This window comes from Pseudomonas sp. Marseille-Q8238, assembly GCF_965111915.1.
Window position 1 is genome coordinate 3,116,975 of the sequence record NZ_CBCOPI010000001.1, and the last position, 18,797, is coordinate 3,135,771.

Consider the following 18,797-nt stretch of genomic DNA (forward strand, 5'->3'; position numbering starts at 1 on the left):
GCGTCAGCTCAGTGTGCTCACGCGTACGCCGAAGTCCCATGACGACCTCGGCTACTCGTGAGCATGTTTGAGCAAATATGTCAGGTCGAACATTCGTTCGTTTTGCTGTCTTACCCTTAGATACATGCCTTTGAACAGGCTCTCAGTGCCACACACCCGGTGTGACGGCCAGGGATAGACCCGCAAACCGTGCGAGCACGTCATGTCTGTACGCCATTTCGCCATTCCGCTGCTCTGCCTCACCCTGCTGTTGGGCGCATGCAGTCGCCTGGACTTTAGCTACCGCAACCTGGACTGGCTGATTCCCTGGTCCCTCAGCGACTACATCAAGCTCAGCCGCGAGCAGAAAAAGTGGCTCAAACCACGCCTGCAGGAAACCCTGAGCTGGCATTGCAGCACCCAGTTGCCGGCCTATTCCGCCTGGCTACAACGCAGCCAGGAACTGGCCGGCCAGCCCCAGGTACGCCCGGCAGAATTCGAAGGGCAGTTCGATGAGTTCCGCCACGCCATCGATGCCATCGCCACACAGATCACTCCGGACACCATCGAGCTGCTGCAGAGCCTCAGTGACAAACAAGTCGCCGACCTGCAATCCAAGCTCGACGCGCAACAGAGCAAGTTGCGCCAAGAATCCCAAGAGCAGCCCCTGGAGAAACAGGTCGCCGAACGCGTGAAGCGCATGGAAGAACGCCTGCGGCCGTGGTTCGGGCGCCTTTCGGCCGGACAGAAACAACGCATTGAGCAGTGGTCAGCCGACCTCGGCGAACAGAATCAGGCCTGGCTGGACAACCGTGCGCACTGGCAGGCGCTGCTTATGGACACCTTGCGCCAGCGCCACGATGAGCAATTCGCTGCGCGCTTCTCCCACCTGCTGCAACAACGTCACGACCTGTGGACACCGGCCTACCGACAGCAATTCGAGCACAGCCAGACAGCGCTGGCCGAGCTGTTCGCCGACCTGTTCAACAGCGCGGACGCAGCCCAACGCGAACGCCTGCAAAGCCGCCTGGCCGACCTGCGCAAGAACCTCGAAGGCCTGACCTGCCCCACAACAACCTGATCAGAGTGCCGGCAGGCGCCAGTCGATCGGCGTAAGGCCGCATTGTTCCAGGTACTTGTTGGTTCGGCTGAAATGGCCGTTACCAAGAAAGCCGCGATAGGCCGACAGCGGCGACGGATGCACCGACTTGAGCACCAGATGGCGACTGGCGTCGATCAGGCGCTGCTTGCTTTGCGCATGAGCGCCCCATAACAGGAACACCAGGTTACCCGGGCGTGCGCTGACCACCTCGATCACCTTGTCGGTAAACGGCTGCCACCCCTTGTTGGCGTGCGAACCGGCGTTGGCCTGCTCTACCGTCAGCGATGTGTTGAGCAGCAACACGCCCTGCTCGGCCCAGCTCTGCAGATAGCCATGGGCCGGAATGTCGATATTCAGGTCGCGCTTCAATTCCTTGAAGATGTTTTGCAACGACGGCGGTGCCGGTACGCCCGGCTGCACCGAAAAGCACAGACCATGGGCCTGACCCGGACCGTGGTATGGGTCCTGGCCGATGATCACCACCTTCACGTCATCCAGTGGTGTCGAATTCAGCGCGCTGAAAATCATCGGCCCCGGTGGGAAGATCACCTTGCCCGCGGCCTTCTCCGCGCGCAGGAACTCGCTCAGGGCAGTCATGTATGGCTTGTCGAATTCCTCGCGAAGGGCCTGCTTCCAACCCGCTTCGAGTTTGATGCGATCATCGCCGCTCATATCTGTACCTGCCCTGCGCAAAAACGGAACCGGCACGCTAAGGAAGCCACCTGAGCAAGTCAAGGTCGACGACCTGATCGCCCGTTAGCAGCGCCGCGCAGATGATGCAACGCCATCACGGCCACGGATGCTGATTGCGACACCCTCGCCCACCAGCCAAGACTGCCCGTTCGAACGCATCGGAGCGCAGCACATGACATCCCCTGCCGGCATCAGCCGTGAGCGCCTGGAACAGGCCCTGGAACAATCCGCGTTTTCACAGCTACTGGGCGCCGAGCTGCTCGAGTTCGAGCCCGGCAAGGTCAGCCTGCAGATCCAGACTCGTCCGGACCTCTGCCAGCACCATGGTTTTCTGCATGGGGCGGTGGTGGGCTTCATGGTCGACAGCGGGTGTGCCTGGGCTGCCGCGTCGCTGATCGGCGACGTGGTCACCAGCGAATACAAGCTCAACCTGCTCGCCCCGGCGCTCGGCGAACGCCTGATCTGCCGCAGCGAGGTGCTCAAGGCTGGCCAGCGCCAGGCCGTTTGCCGCGCCGACGTGTTCGCCGTCAAGGATGGCCAGGAAAAACTGGTCGCCACGGGGCTGGCCACCATCGTCCCGGTATAGTGCCTGCCCCATGCATTTCCAGGGCACAAGCACGAAACATTGATGCAGCTCACGGGAACCCTCTACGACCAATAGACAATGCCTCCCTGCTCGCCTTGGCCCCACAGTCTGCCTTGGCATAAAAACAACAAGGAGGACTCCCGTGAAGATATTGACCACTGCCATGGCCCTGTGGCTCGGGCTGATTGCCTGCGCCCAGGCCGCCGATCCCATCACCCTCGGCCTCAACTACCCGCGCACCGGCAGCTACAAGGAGGAAGGGCTGGCGCAGATGCGCGGTGCCCTGCTGGCCATCGATGAGCTGAACGCCAAAGGCGGCGTACTGGGCCGGCCCTTGCGCCTGTCCAGCTACGACACCGCATCGCGCCCGGAAAAGGCCGTGCGCAATGTCGACAAACTGGCCGACGAAGGCGCCGCCATGCTGTTCGGCGGTGCCTCCAGCGCGGTGGCCATCGCGGCGGGAAAACGCGCGCGTGAACGCGGGCTGCTGTACTTCGGCACCCTCACCTACTCCAACGACACCACTGGCAAGGACGGCCACCGCTACCTGTTCCGCGAGTGCAACAGCGCCTGGATGAGCGCCCGGGTACTCGGCCAGTACCTGGCCAAGACCCTGCCCGGCAAACGCTACTTCTACGTCACCGCCGACTACACCTGGGGCAACACCACGGAAAGCTCGCTGCGCGAAACCACCAGCACCCAGGACCCAGGCCAGAACCCGGGCCTCAAGGTGCCCTTCCCCGGCGCGCACCTGTCCGACTACCAGAACGCACTCACCCAGGCCGCCGCGAGCAAGGCCGACGTCCTGGTTCTGGTGCTGTTCGGCGAAGACCTGGTCCGCGCGATGCGCATCAGCGAAACCCTGGGTCTCAGCAAACGCATGCAGATCGTCGCCCCCAACCTGACCCAGAGCATCGTCGAGCAGGCCGGGCCTAGCCTGATGACCGGTGTGCTCGGTACCGAGCCCTGGACCTGGCAGGTGCCCAAACGCGAAGGCTCGGCACGGGGTGAGGCCTTCGTCGCCGACTTCAGCGCGCGTTACGGCGTCTACCCGTCCAGCTCCGCAGCATCGGCCTACAGCATCGTCTATCAATGGGCCGATGCAGCCACGCGCAGCAAGAGCCTGGACAGCGAAGCGCTGATCAAGGCCCTGGAAGGCCATCGCTACAGCCTGCTCAAAGGCCCGCAGGAATGGCGCGCATTCGATCACCAGAACGTGCAGACCGTTTATGCGGTCAAGGTCAGGCCACGTGCCGAGGTGATGAAAGACCCGCTAAAACAGGATTATTTCGAGATCGTGCATCAGCTCGACGGCGAACAAGGCGCTCCCAGCCTTGCCGAATGGCAGGCCGAACGCAGCGCCGCCAAGCAGCCAGCCGCCTTGCAGTAACCCCCGCGCAGGCAAGGTGGGCAGGCGGCCACCTTGCCCAGGCGCTGGCCAACCTTTCGCCACGCTCCCACCTTTCTCTCCGATTGCGGCACACTGGGGCCACACTCAGCAGAAACGAGGACCGCCATGAGCAATGCCATCGAGGCCTACCATCCCGGCCTGTTCGACCTGACCCACAAGCTGACCGTGGAAAAGCACGGTCACACCGCGCTGATCACCATCAACCATCCCCCGGCCAACACCTGGGACCGCGACTCGCTGATCGGCCTCAAGCAACTGATCGAACACCTCAACCGCGACGACAACATCTACGCCCTGGTGGTGACCGGCCAGGGCGGCAAGTTCTTCAGCGCCGGTGCCGACCTCAACCTGTTCGCCGACGGTGACAAGGCCCGCGCCCGCGAAATGGCCCGCCGCTTTGGCGAAGCCTTCGAAGCCCTGCGCGATTTCCGTGGGGTATCCATCGCCGCGATCAATGGCTATGCCATGGGCGGCGGCCTGGAGTGCGCACTGGCTTGCGACATCCGCATCGCCGAGCGTCAGGCACAGATGGCCCTGCCCGAAGCCACCGTCGGCTTGCTGCCCTGTGCCGGCGGCACCCAGGCCCTGCCCTGGCTGATCGGTGAGGGCTGGGCCAAACGCATGATCCTCTGCGGCGAACGCATCGACGCCGAGACCGCCCTGCGCATCGGCCTGGTCGAGCAAGTGGTCGACAGCGGCGAGGCGCGTGGCCATGCCCTGCTCCTGGCCGCCAAGGTCGCCCGGCAGAGTCCGGTGGCGGTGCGCACTATCAAGCCGTTGCTCCAGGGTGCCCGTGAACGCGCGCCCAATACCTGGCTGAGCGAAGAGCGCGAGCGTTTCGTCGACCTGTTCGACGCCGACGACACCCGCGAAGGCGTCAACGCCTTCCTGGAAAAACGCGACGCGCACTGGCGCAACAAATGACCGCCGGATGGGATCGACCATGAACGTGCAATTCGAAGAACGCCCCGCCCAGCAGGGCTACCGCATCGGCATCGCCACCCTGGATGCCGAGAAGAGCCTCAACGCCCTCAGCCTGCCGATGATCGAAGCGCTGGATGCCAGGCTGAGTGCCTGGGCCGACGACCCGAGCATCGCCTGCGTGCTCTTGCGCGGCAGCGGCAGCAAGGCCTTCTGCGCCGGCGGCGATGTCGTACAACTGGTGCAGCAATGCCGTGAACACCCCGGTGAAGTACCGCCCCTGGCGCGCCGCTTCTTCGCCGATGAATACCGCCTCGACCACCGCATCCACGGCTTCCCCAAGCCCCTGCTGTGCTGGGGGCACGGCCATGTGCTAGGCGGCGGCATGGGCCTGCTGCAAGGCGCCAACGTGCGTATCGTCACCCCGTCCAGCCGCCTGGGCATGCCGGAGATCAACATCGGTCTGTACCCGGATGTCGGTGGCAGTTGGTTCCTCGCCCGCCTGCCGGGCAAGCTCGGTATGTTTCTCGGCCTTACCGCCGCGCAGATCAACGCCCATGATGCGCTGGACCTCGACCTGGCAGACCGTTTCCTCCACGACGACCAGCAGGAAGCGCTCCTGCAAGGTCTGGAACAGCTCAACTGGCAGGAACAACCGCAGCGACAGCTGAACAGCCTGCTGCGTGCACTGGAACAGGACTCGCGCGACGCCCTGCCCGATGCGCAATGGCTACCGCGACGTGCGCGTATCGACAGCCTGCTCGATGTTGCCGACCTGCCCAGCGCCTGGCAGGCACTCACGGCCTTGCAAGGCGACGACGATGCCCTGCTCGCCCGCGCCGCCAAGACCCTGGCCAACGGCTGCCCGCTCAGCGCGCACCTGGTGTGGGAACAGATCCAGCGTGCCCGGCACCTGTCCCTGGCCGAGGTCTTCCGCATGGAATACGCCATGAGCCTGAACTGCTGCCGTCACCCGGAATTTCCCGAAGGCGTGCGTTCGCGCCTGATCGACAAGGACCATGCCCCGCATTGGCACTGGCCCGATGTCGCCGCCATTCCAGCGGCGGTGATCGACGCGCACTTCAGCGCCACCTGGGAAGGTGAACATCCGCTGCAGGATCTGTGATCCATGAAAAAGGGCGCTTGTAAGCGCCCTTTTCAAATCCATTCAAACCTGCCCAGGAAAAGCGAGGCATTCGCTGCAACGCGCACGGGCTTCCAGTACGCGCGGCGCACCCTGCACGCCAGCGTGCTTACTTCTGGCTAGTGGCGAAGCGTTTCACCGTGTCCAGCCACTCCGCTTCCAGCCGGCTCTGCTCGGTATCCAGCCCCTGCGCTTCCATGGCCTCACGGTGCGCGTCGATCTCGCGCACCATCTGGCTGAGGTCGCTGGAGTTACCGTCCAGCTGGTGCATCTGGGTCACGCCCAGGTGGTAGAAACGCAGCAGCTTCATGGCCGTGGGATCGCCTGTCGCCACGCCGCTTTTGACGTGGTGCATGACGTTGGTCACGCGCATCAGGCTGCGCTTGAGCTGCCAGCCGTAGACCGCCGGCGCCATCCACGGGCGCGACCAGAGCTGCAGGCGCACGACAGCGACGGTCAGCAGCAGCCCGGCTACCACGCCGACAAGATTCCAGCGAAAGTTGTCGCCACCTGGCGTACCGAACACCTGCACGGACAATGCGGACAGCAGCAAAGCCAGCACGATAAAGCACCCAGCGATGGCAAACGTGATGCGCCGCGTCTGCTGACGGTAGGTTTCGGGATTGATGGGTTTGATTTCGAACATGGCGGCTGTCGGCTCCAGAGGTGAATAGGGCGCAAGGCGCGCATTATCACTCATCAGGGCCAGGCGGGTGCTGATCAGGCTCAGCACCGCGAGGTTTCCCGCGCCCGATCAGGCGCGGGAAGCACCACTTACAGGGTGATGCAGTCGAACTCGACGTACGGCGACACATCGGCATCGTAGTCGACATCGCTGCGCTCGAAGCCGAACAGCGAGAGGAACTCGTGCTTGTAGCCGGCGTAGTCGGTCAGCTGGAACAGGTTCTCGGTGGTCACCTGCGGCCACAGCGCCTTGCAGGCGTCCTGTACGTCGTCACGCAGTTCCCAATCGTCCAGGCGCAGGCGGCCCTTCTCGTCCAACGCGGCTGGCGCGCCATCGGCACGGTACAGACGGTCGCGGAACAGACGGTCGAGTTGGTCCTGGGTGCCTTCGTGAACGCCCTTCTCCTGCATGATCTTGAACACCATGGACAGGTACAGCGGCATCACCGGGATGGCCGAGCTGGCCTGGGTGACCACCGACTTGAGCACCGCCACGTTGGCGCCGCCCTTGACCTTGCCAGCCAGTTGCTGGTCCAGGCGCAGTGCGGTTTCGTCCAGGTCCTGCTTGGCCTGGCCCAGGGCGCCGTGCCAGTAGATCGGCCAGGTGATCTCGGTGCCGATGTAGCTGAAGGCCACGGTGCGCGCGCTCTCGGCCAGCACGTCGGCCTGGCTGAGAGCGTCGATCCACAGTTGCCAGTCCTGGCCACCCATCACGGTGACGGTGTCGGCGATTTCCTGCTCGGTGGCCGGCTCGATGCTGGCCTCGATGATCACGTCCTTGTTGGTATCGATGGCCGTCGACTTGTACGGCTGGCCGATCGGCTTGAGCGCCGAGCGCACCAGTTCACCGGTGTCCGGCAGCTTGCGTACCGGCGAGGCCAGGGAGTAGATCACCAGGTCGACCTTGCCACCCATTTCGTTCTTGATCAGCTCGATGACCTTGGCGCGTGCTTCATGGGAAAAGGCATCGCCGTTGATCGACTTGCTGTACAGGCCGTCGGCCTTGGCGAACTTGTCGAACGCCGCCGAGTTGTACCAGCCGGCGGTGCCGGGCTTGGTCTCGGTGCCGGGCTTCTCGAAGAACACGCCCAGGGTATCGGCGCCAAAGCCGAAGGCCGCCGTGATGCGCGCGGCCAGGCCATAACCGCTGGAAGCGCCGATCACCAGCACCTTCTTCGGCCCATCGTTACGGACACCCAGCTTGCGAGTCGCCTCGATCTGCTCGAGCACGTTGCGCTCGCAGCCCAGCGGATGAGTAGTAGTGCAGATGAAGCCACGGACTTTGGGGTGAATGATCAACGCGTTTACCTCGTCAATGGATGAAGCAGTCGGCACGCCGGCCAACCGAAAAAATAAAGCTGTCAGGGTATTGGTCGACCCGAACGCCGTTCAAGCCACATTTTCCGCAATGGGAACACCATCACCCTGGACAACGCACACCTGTCATTACCCTTCTACAGCGCTCCACAGCTTGGACAGACGCTTGTCGGATACGGCCTGTTTCGTTCCCAACTGCTGGGCGAACAACGATACGCGGTATTCCTCCAGCATCCAGCGGTAGAGCTGCAACTGCGGATCACGCTTGCCTTCCTGGCCGTGCTTGGCCAGGCGCGCCCGGTACTGTTCCCAGTAACCGGCCAGCTCGCCGCTCCAGACCCGGTCACGCTGCAATTGCGCGCCGATCTTGTCGAAGCGCTGCTCGATGGCCTTCAGGTAGCGCGGCAGCTCCTTGAGCCATTCCGCCGGGGTTTCACGCACGAAGCCGGGGTAGACCAGATTGGCCAATTGCGCCTTGATGTCGTTGAGTGCGACGGCCTGGGCCAGGTCGATCTTGCCCTTGAAGCGCTTCTGCAGGTCGTGCCACAGCTTGAGGATGTCCAGGGTCAGTTTGGCCAGGCGTTCGGCGTGCTCGGCCCAGGCGCCGCGCTTCTTCTCGGCCAGGGCCGCCAGGGCGGCGCCATCGCGCGGCAGGGTCGCCTCGCCATCGAGAATGCAACTGTCGAGGCTGGCCAGGAGGATATCCTCGACCAGCCCATCGACGCGGCCCATGTCGCGATAGAGCAGGCCCAGATCGGTCAGCCCCGGCAGTTTGCTGCGCAGGAACTTGGCCGGCTCGTTGAGCTGTTGCAGCAGCAGTTTCTGCAACGCGCGACGGTGCTGGTACTCGGCTTCGGCCTGGGTCGGGAAGCGCCCCTCCTTGACCACACCGCCCTCTTCCACCAGCGCCGGGAACACAGTCATGGAGAGCCCGGCGATCTTCTGCTGGGTCTTCTCGGCGACTTCGGCGAAGACCTTGGCCTCCACCGGTTTCTGCGCCTTGTCCGTCTGCGGGATGGCCAGCGCGGCCTGGCTGGCTTCGGCGAAGCGTGCGGTCAGCTCGGCCAGGTCGCGGCCTTCGCCGAGGAACTTGCCCTTGGCGTCGACCACTTCCAGGTTCATCTTCAGGTGGCTGTCGAGCTGCGCGGCAGCCTCGGCCCAGGCTTCCTCGGAGACTCGCGCCCCAGTCATGCGCGTCAATTCGCGGCCGAGGTTGTCCGGCAGGCTGCCCTGGCCGAAGGTGAGCTTGCTCAAGGCAGCGCCGACGAAGTCCGGCACCGGCACGAAGTTTTTGCGCAGCGCCTTGGGCAGGTTGCGCACCAGGGCGATGGCCTTGGCTTCCAGCAGGCCCGGTACCAGCCAGTCCAGGCGTTCGGACGGCAGTTGCGGCAACAACGGCGCCGGCACGCGCAGGGTCACGCCGTCACGCGGGTGGTTGGGCTCGAAGTGGTAGGTCAGCGGCAGTTGCAGCTCGCCGATGCGCAGGATGTCCGGGTACTGCGCGGCGGTAACTTCCTTGGCGTCGCGCGCCAGCACGTCTTCCTCGCGCATGATCAGCAGTTGCGGGTTCTTCGCGCTTTCGCTCTTGTACCAGTGCTCGAAGGTGGCGGCCTGGTTGATCTCGGCCGGGATGCGCGCCTCGTAGTAGGCGAACAGGGTTTCCTCGTCGGCGAGAATGTCGCGACGCCGCGCCTTGGCTTCCAACTCGTCGAGCTTTTCCAGCAGCAGGCGGTTGGCGTTGAGGCACTTGGCGCGGCTGTTGATCTCGCCGCGCACCAGGCCTTCGCGGATGAACAGCTCGCGCGAAGCCACCGGGTCGACCGGGCCGTAATGCACCGGGCGGCGGCCCACCACGATCAGCCCGTACAGGGTGACCTGCTCGAAGGCCACCACCTGGCCGCGCTTCTTCTCCCAGTGCGGCTCGAAGTGGTTCTTCTTGATCAGATGGCCGGCCAGCGGCTCGATCCAGTCCGGCTCGATCTTGGCCACCTGGCGGGCAAACAATTTGGTGGTTTCCACCAGTTCGGCCGTCATCACCCAGGTCGGTTTCTTGCGGCCGATCACCGATGACGGATGAATCCAGAAACGCCGCTGGCGCGCACCCAGGTAGTCGCCGTCCTCGGTCTTCTGGCCGATCTGGCTGAGCAGACCGCTGAGAATTGCCTTGTGCACGGCGGCGTAGCCCTTGGCCCGCTGCGCCGCTTCGCTGGCCTCGGCCTGCTCGCGGGCGATGACGTTGACCTTGGTGTCGGTGGTCGGCCTGGCCCTCTGCGCCGCTGGCCCTGGACGCTCGCGGCTGCCATCGGTCTTGCTCGCCGACAGTTGCAGTTCACGGGCAATCAGCACCAACTGGCGGTGCGAGTCGCGCCATTCGCGCAGACGCAGGTAGTTGAGGAAGTTCTTCTTGCACCAGTTGCGCAGCGGGTTGCTGCCCAGCTCCTGACGTTTCTCCTCGAAGCCGCGCCACAGGTTGATCAGCGCGGCGAAGTCGGAGTCGACGTCCTTCCATTGCGCGTGCGCCTGGTCGGCGGCCTGCTGGCGGTCCATCGGCCGCTCGCGCGGGTCCTGTACGGACAACGCCGAGGCAACAATGAGGATCTCGTCCAGGCTGCCGAGCTTGGCCGCTTCCAGCACCATGCGCCCCAGGCGCGGGTCGATGGGCAGGCGCGCCAGTTGGCGGCCGAGCGGCGTGAGCTGGCCCTCGCGGTTGACCGCCGAGAGTTCCTGCAGCAGGGTGAAACCGTCGCTGATGGCCTTGCCATCCGGCGGCTCGATAAAGGGGAAAGCCTCGATACTGCCCAGGCGCAGATGGAGCATCTGCAGGATCACCGCCGCCAGGTTGGTACGCAGGATTTCCGGATCGGTGAACGCCGGCCGGCCGAGGAAATCGTCCTCGCTGTACAGGCGCACGCAGATGCCCGGCTCGACCCGCCCGCAACGGCCCTTGCGCTGGTTGGCGCTGGCCTGGGAAATCGCCTCGATGGGCAAGCGCTGGACCTTGGCGCGGTAGCTGTAGCGGCTGATGCGCGCGGTGCCGCTGTCGATCACATAGCGGATGCCCGGCACGGTCAACGAGGTTTCCGCAACGTTGGTGGCCAGCACGATCTTGCGCCCGGCCATGGACGCGAAGATCTTCTGCTGCTCGGCCGGAGTCAGCCGCGCATACAGCGGTAGCACCTCGGTGAAACGCAGGTTGGCCTTGCGCAATACCTCGGCAGCATCGCGAATCTCACGCTCGCCCGGCAGGAAGATCAGCACATCGCCGGGGCGCTTGCCTTCCGCTTTTTCATGGGCGGCGATCTCGTCCAGCGTGGCGAGAATGGCCTGGTCGACAGTGAGGTCGTCGAGCAGGCTCTCGCCCTCCTCGTCGACTTCTGCGGCCAGCGGGCGATACCAGGTGTCCACCGGGTAGGTACGCCCGGACACCTCGACGATAGGCGCATCAGGAAGCCCGGCCCCGCCGAAGTGCTTGCTGAAGCGCTCCAGATCGATGGTCGCCGAGGTGATGATCACCTTGAGGTCTGGGCGGCGCGGCAGCAGGGTCTTCAGGTAGCCAAGCAGGAAGTCGATATTGAGGCTGCGTTCGTGCGCCTCGTCGACGATGATCGTGTCGTACTTTTCCAGGTAGCGGTCGTGCTGGGTCTCGGCGAGCAGGATGCCGTCGGTCATCAGCTTGATCAGCGTGCTGTCCTTGCTCTGGTCTTCGAAGCGCACCTGATAGCCAACCAACTCACCCAGCGGCGTGCCGATCTCCTCAGCAACACGGGTGGCAACGCTGCGCGCGGCCAGACGGCGTGGCTGGGTATGGCCGATCAGGCCGTGCTGGCCCCGGCCGATTTCCAGGCAGATTTTCGGCAACTGGGTGGTCTTGCCTGAACCGGTCTCGCCGGCGATCACCAGCACCTGATGCTTCTCCAACGCCGCCTTGATCTCGTCGCGCTTGGCGGCAATCGGCAGGCTGTCGTCGTAACGCATCACCGGCACGCTCAGCCGCCGCGCCTCGACCTTGGCTGCCGATTGCTGGAAACGCTCCAGCCACTGCGCCAACTTGGCCTCGTCGGCAGCACCGTGCTTGTGTAGGTCGTGCAACTGTCGGCGCAGACGATGACGATCGGCGAGCATGACGTGGTCGAGATTGTTCTGCAGGGTGGCGAGGTCGGTCATCAGAATCGAGCAATCAAGGCAAAGGCGGGATTGTCGCAGATTACGGCTTATGGCGGGCAGGCTATAGAGCCGTAGAAGCCCCCTGAGATAAGGTCGCTGGGTAAGACTGTCTTGCCAGAAAATGACCTCTGATGAATAGCAATGATCAATGGAGAGTCATTTCGTAGGCCAAGTGCCACTAGACATCATCGCTCATACTCCGTAGCGTTTTGCTGGAGTACGATTGTTACCGCTTTTCTTATAAGGGATTTGTGATGGGCGAATGGTCAAAGAAACTAGGAGAGCGTGGGGAGCACGTTGTTGAAACTCTACTCAACCTTATTGGGTGGAAAGCGGCGCTCAAAGGTACAAGCATAGACTGCGTCAAATCTAAACAGCACAGCTCGACCAACAATCCGAGACAGACGCATGGCGCGGACTTCATCTTTAGCTGCCTGTCCCCCCTTGAGGATGGCGTACTTAAGCACATGGTCATCTCGTCAAAGTTCTCGAGTGTGCCTTACCCGACATCACCGGGCAGCAAATTTAAAGAGCACTTTATTGACTTAGCAACAACAGTCGAATGTTTCAATCGCTCTCCCGTAAAGAGGTCAATAAACTCCGGATACCCCAATGCCGGCTCTCAGTCGATTGCAGGAGTATTATTCTGGCTAAGTGCAAAATCTGATACTGAAGCAGATGTAATCAGTCAAGTTGCAGGCTCGCGCAAGCTTGATGAATCAAGCTATGGAACTATTTATGTAGTCGACAACTATCGAGCCAGCTTCCTTTTCGACACCATCACCTACGTTAGGAATACGTTCGGCGCTGATAACGTTAGCTTCCTTTACCCATCCACAGGGAAGAACGTCAATCCCATTCAAAGGCTGACTAACGGCCCAATATTACCCCCTGAATACCTCAATAGCGGCCTCATTCCTTTCTTCGCCCAAGAGCATGGCCAGAAGCATTTGGTCATATGCTGTCAGGATGATTTTAGCGAGGAAGCAGTGAAGCGCATGATAGGCTTTTCGATGGCAATCGCTCTCGAATTCCCATATAAAGTGAGACTGGCATTCCCTGATTACAACTACGTGGAGCATGAAGAGATTGTAAACATTGCCAAACTGGCAATCGCAAACAAAGAATTCGCATCCATAGTTAACGTAGAGTCTTATAAAGCAGATTTCAGAGGCTGATACCATGAGCAATCAAAACATTGATTCGATCTTGCCTCAGGGTGAAGCACTGCGCACCTACCTAGTACAGCCCTACATCGGTGCAGGAGACATCAAGGCTGTGCTGAGAAACAGGGGGGTCTTTATCAATAGCCAAGAAAAAGAACAGACCATTCCTGCACTTACACTCTCCTTGATTAGACCGAGTGAATTCTCTCAACTCCAGCTTGCCTATACAACGAAAGAAGACAACCCCAAGATCACCACCCAAACAATTAAGTGGCAAGGTAAAGATACATTGCTCGACTCCATCCCGGACTCGATTGATGTAAACAAGCTTCTCGACCTAGACTTTGCAAACTTTAAAATACTGGGCACCCCTAATTTCTATCCCGTCAACAAAGATCTCGACACCATTCGAATGGACTACCTTTTGGAGCGAATTGATCGCTCCAAAAGCTGGGCGGACTCGCACAAAACCTTCAAAGGCTCAATCGAAATTAAAAAAAACAAGGCACAAGACGAGCTAATTCTGATCAGTACGCATACCGCACCAGAGACGAGAAGTACGAACAAGGCTGTATCAAAGCACTTGGTATCACACTTTAAATCTGTCGACCAAATCAACGAAAACGAGACTGTTACCTCCATTCGATTCTGCGACTTCACCAACGAGAACAGATTCCTTTATTTATTAGGTCTAACCCAGTACAGCAGATTGGTAGCCATCACGTTCCTTGAAGTTGTGGACATTGGGATAGCACCTGACCCCAGCAACATATTGCCAGCCGATCTAGGGTGGATGAAAGAAAAAATTCGCAACTTAGATTTGAAGGGAATTAGTCTAGAGGATTCGGAATTCCTATCCAACCCCTCCTATAGACCAAGCCTATTCCTGCATCGTCTAGATGCCAAATTCCGATTCAGTACATCTGGGCTAGACGGTGACTGTGTCATTTCTCTTGGTTTTCCAGAGTTTTCTGCTGGCCAAAACAAGGACAGCGAAATCGAGTTACGAATCAAGCAGATCACCTTCGATAATACGGGCAAGTCAATTGATAAGAACGATGCAAAGGAAACAATCTTGAAAGAACTGGAATCGGAGAAAATCGAAACATTCAAAACGCTCTCGATTCCTAATAAAACAACAACGCTAAAACCGCTTTCGCCTCCTCAGTAAGCAAGTGCGGTGGGGTCAGCCCGTAGGGTGGACTCAGTGCGGAAAAGGGGACAGATTTATATAATCTGCCCCCCAATTTTGATCGTTCCCACGCTCCGCGTGGTAACGCAGCCCTCGACGCTCCAGCGTCCACCACTGGCGATTGCGTGCTACGCAGTGACGCAGAGCGTCACAGACTTGCTCCCACGCAGGAGCGTGGGAGCCATCATGCCGCAGGCACAGGCATGGCTGAACGATGCCAACAGCACCTGGCTATGGGCCAATCCGTTGCTGGAGCACACCTGTTCCCACCCGGTGCACAGCGCCATGCCTTCGAGCTGGCTTTTCTCAGTCGCATCCACCAGCGCCTGTGCTCGCCGCTAGGCGGTGGGCATCTGGCACGGCGTACAGAGGTTGCAGTTGTAGGCAGACAAGCGGTGGGCTGTGCCAAGCAGCCCACCGCTTGCTATCAAACATACCTATCGCGTCGCAATTGCTGTGGACGTATGGAACTCCCACAAACAACAACTCGCGCAACCGTCACGCCACCGCCGCCACTGCCCTGGAGCGCCAGGCAAACCCCAGCACCATCAGCAGCCCAACACCCGCCATCGCCGCACCTGCCAGGGAAATCGCCGGGTACCCCATGCCGGCGTTGATCACCGCGCCGCCCAGCGCTGCACCGATGGCGTTGCCGAAGTTGAAGGCACCGATATTCACTGCCGAGGCCAGGTTGGGGGCGTCCTTGGCGGCTTCCATCACGCGCATCTGCAGCGGCGGCACGATGGCGAAGCTGGCGATACCCCAGATCAGGATGGCGACGGCAGCCGGCAGCGGCCAGCGCATTTGATCGTTCCCACGCTCCGCGTGGGAACGCAGCCCTCGACGCTCCAGCGTCCACCACTGGCGATTGCGTGCTACGCAGTGACGCAGAGCGTCACAGGCTTGCTCCCACGCAGGAGCGTGGGAGCCATCATGCATCCGTTGCTGGAGCGCCAATTGTTCCCGCCGGGCGCACAGCGCCATGCCTTCGAGCTGGCTTTTCTCAGTCGCATCCACCAGCGCCTGTGCTCGCCAATAGGCGGCGGGCATCTGGCACGGCGTACGGAGTTGCAGTTATAGGCAGGCAAGCGGTGGGCTGTGCCAAGCAGCCCACCGCTTGCTATCGAACATACCTATCGCGTCGCAGTTGCTGTGGACGTGTGGAACTCCCACAAACAACAACTCGCGCAACCGTCACGCCACCGCAGCCGCCACTGCCCTGGAGCGCCAGGCAAACCCCAGCACCATCAGCAGCCCAACACCCGCCATCGCCGCACCTGCCAGGGAAATCGCCGGGTAACCCAGGCCGGCGTTGATCACCGCGCCGCCCAGCGCCGCACCGATGGCGTTGCCGAAGTTGAAGGCGCCGATATTCACCGCCGAGGCCAGGTTGGGGGCGTCCTTGGCGGCTTCCATCACACGCATCTGCAGCGGCGGCACGATGGCGAAGCTGGCGATACCCCAGATCAGGATGGCGACGGCAGCCGGTAGCGGCCAGCGCATCAACACGGCAAAGGCCAGCAGCACAATGATCAGCGCACTCAGCGAGACGATGAGGGTGCGGTCGACGGAACGATCCGCCGCTTTGCCGCCCCACATATTGCCCAGCGTCAGGCCCACGCCGTAGAGCACCAGCATGGCGGTGATGAAGGCGGTGGACGCGTGGGTCTCGCTGCTGAGGATCGGCGCGATGTAGGTGAATACGGTGAACATCGCACTCGAGCCGACCACCGTCAGCGCCAGTGCCGCCAGCACCGGGCCACGGCCCAGTACGCGGATTTCGGCAAGTACGCCGTCGCTTTTCGGCATCTCGATATTGGGCAAGGCGAACCACAGCGCGAACATGGTTACCAGGCCCAGGCCGGCAATGCCCCAGAACGCCGTGCGCCAGCCCAGCAGCTCACCGAACCAGGTAGCCAACGGCACGCCGCCAATGGTCGCCAGGGTCAGCCCCATGAACATCGCGGCGACGGCGCCGGCCCGCTTGTCCGGGGCGACCACGCTGGCGGCGACGATGGAGCCGACACCGAAGAACGCACCGTGGTTGAGGGAGGTGACCACCCGGGCGATCAACAGGCTGTAGTAATCGGTGGCCAGGGCGGACATCAGGTTGCCCAGGGTGAAGATGGCCATCAGCCCGATCAACAGGTAGCGCCGGGGGATCTTGCCGGTGGTCAGGGTCATCAGCGGCGCGCCGAACAGCACGCCGATGGCATAGGCGCTGACCAGCAGGCCAGCGGCGGGAATCGACACGCCAAGATCGCTGGCGATACCCGGCAACATGCCCATGGGGGCGAACTCGGTGACACCGATGCCAAAGGCACCGATGGCGAGTGCGATGAGAGGTGGATTGATACGCATGGAAGGCTCCTTATCTATGCTGCGAATGCTACGATCCAGCCTTTACAGGCGGTAGATGGCTTTTCTGGCAAGCACCTTTGCGTACGGAGCACAAATGGACGTCAATGGCAGGTCTGGCGAGATGGGCGTATTTGCCACGGTGGCGCAGGAGGGCAGTTTGTCGGCCGCTGCACGGGCATTGGGGCTGACTCCTTCGGCCGTGAGCCGGATCATCGCGCGCATCGAACAGCGCCTCGGCACTCGCCTGCTGCTGCGCACTACCCGCGCGATCACCTTCACCGCCGAGGGCGAGGCGTACCTGCGTGGCGCCCGGCGCATCCTCGCCGACCTGACCGAAGTCGAAGACGCCATCGCCGACCAGGGCGTGCCCAAGGGTCGCTTGCGGGTCAGCGCGGCACTGGTTCATGGCCGCATGGCCATCGTGCCGCTGGTGGCCGCGTTCAGCGCACGCTATCCGAACATCACCGTCGACCTCACCCTGGGCGATGAAGTGGTCGACATTCTCGGCGGCCAGGCCGACGTGGCCGTGCGCTTCGGCCACCTGCCCGACAGCCCGCTGACCGCCCGCAGAATCGGCGAAACCGGCCAGGTGGTTGTGGCCTCGCCCGAGTACCTGCAACGCCATGGCACACCCCAGGAGCCGGAAGACCTGCTAAGCCACAACTGCCTGCGCTTCAACTTCCGCCGCGCCGAACCCAACTGGCCATTTGTTCGCGATGGCAACGAGTTTTCCCTGAAGGTCAGCGGCAATATCGAATGCAGCAGCGGCGAGGCGCTGGCCCAATTGGCACGGGTAGGCGCCGGCATCGCGCGTATCGGCGAGTTCAGCGTGACCCAGGAGCTGCAACGCGGTGAACTGGTGCCGCTGCTGGAAAGCTGGAACCCTGGCGACCGGGAACCGATCCATGCGGTGTTCGTGGGCGGCTCGGCCATGCCGGCGCGGGTGCGGGTGTTCGTGGATTTTCTGCTGGAGCATCACCGGATGTGAGCGGCTACAGCCTGGAGTGCTGCGCGAATCATCTGACAGCTGAGGTCAGGCCTGTTAACTCCCGGATCACGCAACCGGCCCTTACCTGCTGCCAGCGCGTGCAATGGCTCAATCAGAATCGTTGCCACGATGCCCAATGGCCATCCGGTACGGTATTCATAGCAGCCCTAAGCGGGCTTCTTTGAGGCAATTGCGGACATTCGACTTTTGCGTTTCATGACGCGCCGATTGGTGGGCTGAAGCCCACCCTACGCAGGGCCCGGCTTTTGTAGGGTGGGCTTTAGCCCACCAACTCTAATGCCCGAAATTGCCTCAACCCGGCCATTCACGTCGAAACGGCAGCAGCACCTGATCCGTGAACTGAAACAGATCAGGCAGCATGCAGGTTGCCCTTAGGGGCAGAGTCAAGCGTCGTCAGGGAACAGGGTTGATTTGCGATGGTTATGTGGTGCGCATCGGTAAAGCGGCAGACAAGCTGCGCGTCTTCTGCCCTACTCGCTCCCCCTTTCCGTGTTCCCGCAACGCACCTGGCCCGGTTCTTAATCGAGGTCAGGCTGGGGCAAACCCACCAGCAACTTGCCGAGCAATGTGTACAGCTGCTGCTGCTCATCCTTGTGCAAGCCGCTCAGTACCCGCAGTTGGTTGTCCACATGGGCGGCGAGCATGCCGTCGATCAGGGCAAAGCCGGCGGGCGTGAGGGCCACCAGCACGCCACGACGGTCCGTGGGGTGTTTCTGCCGCTCGATCAATCCGTGCTTTTCCAGGCGGTCGATGCGGCTGGTCATGCCGCCGGAGGAAATCATCGCGCTCTCGTACAACGCCGTGGGCGTCAGCGCATACGGCGCACCGGAGCGACGCAGGGTGGCCAGCACGTCGAACTCGCCGGACTGCAGGCCGTGTTCGGCAAACAGCGGCATCAGGTAATCGCGATTGACCACCTGGCTTACCTCGCCCAGGCGCCCCAGCAATGCCATGGCCAAGGTGTCGAGATCAGGGCGTTCACGGCGCCACTGGTCCACGGCGATTTGTGCGCGATCCTGCATACAGCCTCCGATTTATCTTGCTATCAAGATACTTATCAAAAAGAAT

At 61.9% G+C, this 18,797-nt stretch carries 15 protein-coding genes and 1 pseudogene; 9 read left to right on the forward strand and 7 right to left on the reverse strand.

Translation table 11 applies throughout. The features are described 5' to 3' along the window. Window positions 1–202: 202 nt before the first annotated feature. Complete coding sequence (locus ACWPW0_RS14535) at window positions 203–1,060, forward strand: DUF6279 family lipoprotein (protein ID WP_454255661.1); 858 nt, start codon at window positions 203–205, stop codon at window positions 1,058–1,060. On the opposite strand, the gene ung is transcribed toward ACWPW0_RS14535, so the two are convergent. Next, window positions 1,061–1,753 carry a uracil-DNA glycosylase gene (gene ung / locus ACWPW0_RS14540; RefSeq protein ID WP_447592519.1) on the reverse strand — a complete coding sequence of 231 codons (693 nt, stop codon included), beginning with the start codon at window positions 1,751–1,753 and terminating at the stop codon, window positions 1,061–1,063. Window positions 1,754–1,946: 193 nt separating this feature from the next. Here ung and ACWPW0_RS14545 point away from each other — a divergent pair, with 193 nt between their 5' ends. From ACWPW0_RS14545 to ACWPW0_RS14560, 4 genes are all read left to right on the forward strand, one after another. After that, the gene (locus ACWPW0_RS14545) at window positions 1,947–2,360 is read left to right on the forward strand and encodes a PaaI family thioesterase (RefSeq protein ID WP_447592520.1); all 414 of its coding nucleotides are present in this window, start codon (window positions 1,947–1,949) and stop codon (window positions 2,358–2,360) included. 163 nt (window positions 2,361–2,523) lie between these two features. Then, on the forward strand, window positions 2,524–3,750 hold the full coding sequence (locus tag ACWPW0_RS14550; protein ID WP_454256744.1) for an ABC transporter substrate-binding protein: 1,227 nt from the start codon (window positions 2,524–2,526) through the stop codon (window positions 3,748–3,750). 126 nt (window positions 3,751–3,876) lie between these two features. Continuing rightward, complete coding sequence (locus ACWPW0_RS14555) at window positions 3,877–4,695, forward strand: enoyl-CoA hydratase (protein ID WP_447592522.1); 819 nt, start codon at window positions 3,877–3,879, stop codon at window positions 4,693–4,695. 19 nt (window positions 4,696–4,714) lie between these two features. Beyond that, window positions 4,715–5,818 (forward strand): enoyl-CoA hydratase/isomerase family protein, encoded by a 1,104-nt coding sequence (locus tag ACWPW0_RS14560; RefSeq protein ID WP_454255662.1) that lies wholly within the window; start codon window positions 4,715–4,717, stop codon window positions 5,816–5,818. A 127-nt stretch (window positions 5,819–5,945) separates the two neighbouring features. On the opposite strand, the gene ACWPW0_RS14565 is transcribed toward ACWPW0_RS14560, so the two are convergent. The 3 genes from ACWPW0_RS14565 to hrpA all read right to left on the reverse strand — a co-directional run bounded on the left by ACWPW0_RS14565 (window position 5,946) and on the right by hrpA (window position 12,001). Then, complete coding sequence (locus tag ACWPW0_RS14565; RefSeq protein ID WP_454256745.1) at window positions 5,946–6,482, reverse strand: DUF3087 domain-containing protein; 537 nt, start codon at window positions 6,480–6,482, stop codon at window positions 5,946–5,948. A 128-nt stretch (window positions 6,483–6,610) separates the two neighbouring features. Next, window positions 6,611–7,819: an enoyl-ACP reductase FabV gene (gene fabV, locus ACWPW0_RS14570; RefSeq protein WP_454255663.1), complete on the reverse strand. Its 1,209-nt coding sequence runs from the start codon at window positions 7,817–7,819 to the stop codon at window positions 6,611–6,613. A 147-nt stretch (window positions 7,820–7,966) separates the two neighbouring features. Further along, window positions 7,967–12,001, reverse strand: coding sequence for an ATP-dependent RNA helicase HrpA (gene hrpA / locus ACWPW0_RS14575; RefSeq protein WP_454255664.1), 4,035 nt, complete (start codon window positions 11,999–12,001; stop codon window positions 7,967–7,969). 254 nt (window positions 12,002–12,255) lie between these two features. Here hrpA and gapS4a point away from each other — a divergent pair, with 254 nt between their 5' ends. Beyond that, window positions 12,256–13,179 (forward strand): GapS4a family protein, encoded by a 924-nt coding sequence (gapS4a, locus tag ACWPW0_RS14580; protein WP_454255665.1) that lies wholly within the window; start codon window positions 12,256–12,258, stop codon window positions 13,177–13,179. Between the two features lie 4 nt (window positions 13,180–13,183). Beyond that, a complete protein-coding gene (gene gapS4b / locus ACWPW0_RS14585; RefSeq protein WP_454255666.1) occupies window positions 13,184–14,338 on the forward strand; it encodes a GapS4b family protein in 1,155 nt (384 codons plus the stop codon). A 519-nt stretch (window positions 14,339–14,857) separates the two neighbouring features. Here gapS4b and ACWPW0_RS14590 read toward each other — a convergent pair. After that, window positions 14,858–15,163: pseudogene (locus ACWPW0_RS14590) on the reverse strand (MFS transporter); the annotation flags it as partial. Window positions 15,164–15,292: 129 nt separating this feature from the next. On the opposite strand from ACWPW0_RS14590, the gene ACWPW0_RS14595 reads away from it, so the two are divergent. Further along, window positions 15,293–15,439, forward strand: coding sequence for a LasR-specific antiactivator QslA (locus ACWPW0_RS14595; protein WP_454255667.1), 147 nt, complete (start codon window positions 15,293–15,295; stop codon window positions 15,437–15,439). A gap of 114 nt (window positions 15,440–15,553) precedes the next feature. Here the strand turns inward: ACWPW0_RS14595 and ACWPW0_RS14600 are convergent, their stop codons facing one another. Continuing rightward, window positions 15,554–16,720 carry an MFS transporter gene (locus ACWPW0_RS14600; RefSeq protein ID WP_454255668.1) on the reverse strand — a complete coding sequence of 389 codons (1,167 nt, stop codon included), beginning with the start codon at window positions 16,718–16,720 and terminating at the stop codon, window positions 15,554–15,556. 94 nt (window positions 16,721–16,814) lie between these two features. On the opposite strand from ACWPW0_RS14600, the gene ACWPW0_RS14605 reads away from it, so the two are divergent. After that, the gene (locus ACWPW0_RS14605) at window positions 16,815–17,708 is read left to right on the forward strand and encodes a LysR family transcriptional regulator (protein WP_454255669.1); all 894 of its coding nucleotides are present in this window, start codon (window positions 16,815–16,817) and stop codon (window positions 17,706–17,708) included. A gap of 539 nt (window positions 17,709–18,247) precedes the next feature. Here ACWPW0_RS14605 and ACWPW0_RS14610 read toward each other — a convergent pair. Then, complete coding sequence (locus tag ACWPW0_RS14610; RefSeq protein WP_447592538.1) at window positions 18,248–18,751, reverse strand: MarR family winged helix-turn-helix transcriptional regulator; 504 nt, start codon at window positions 18,749–18,751, stop codon at window positions 18,248–18,250. Window positions 18,752–18,797 lie beyond the last annotated feature (46 nt).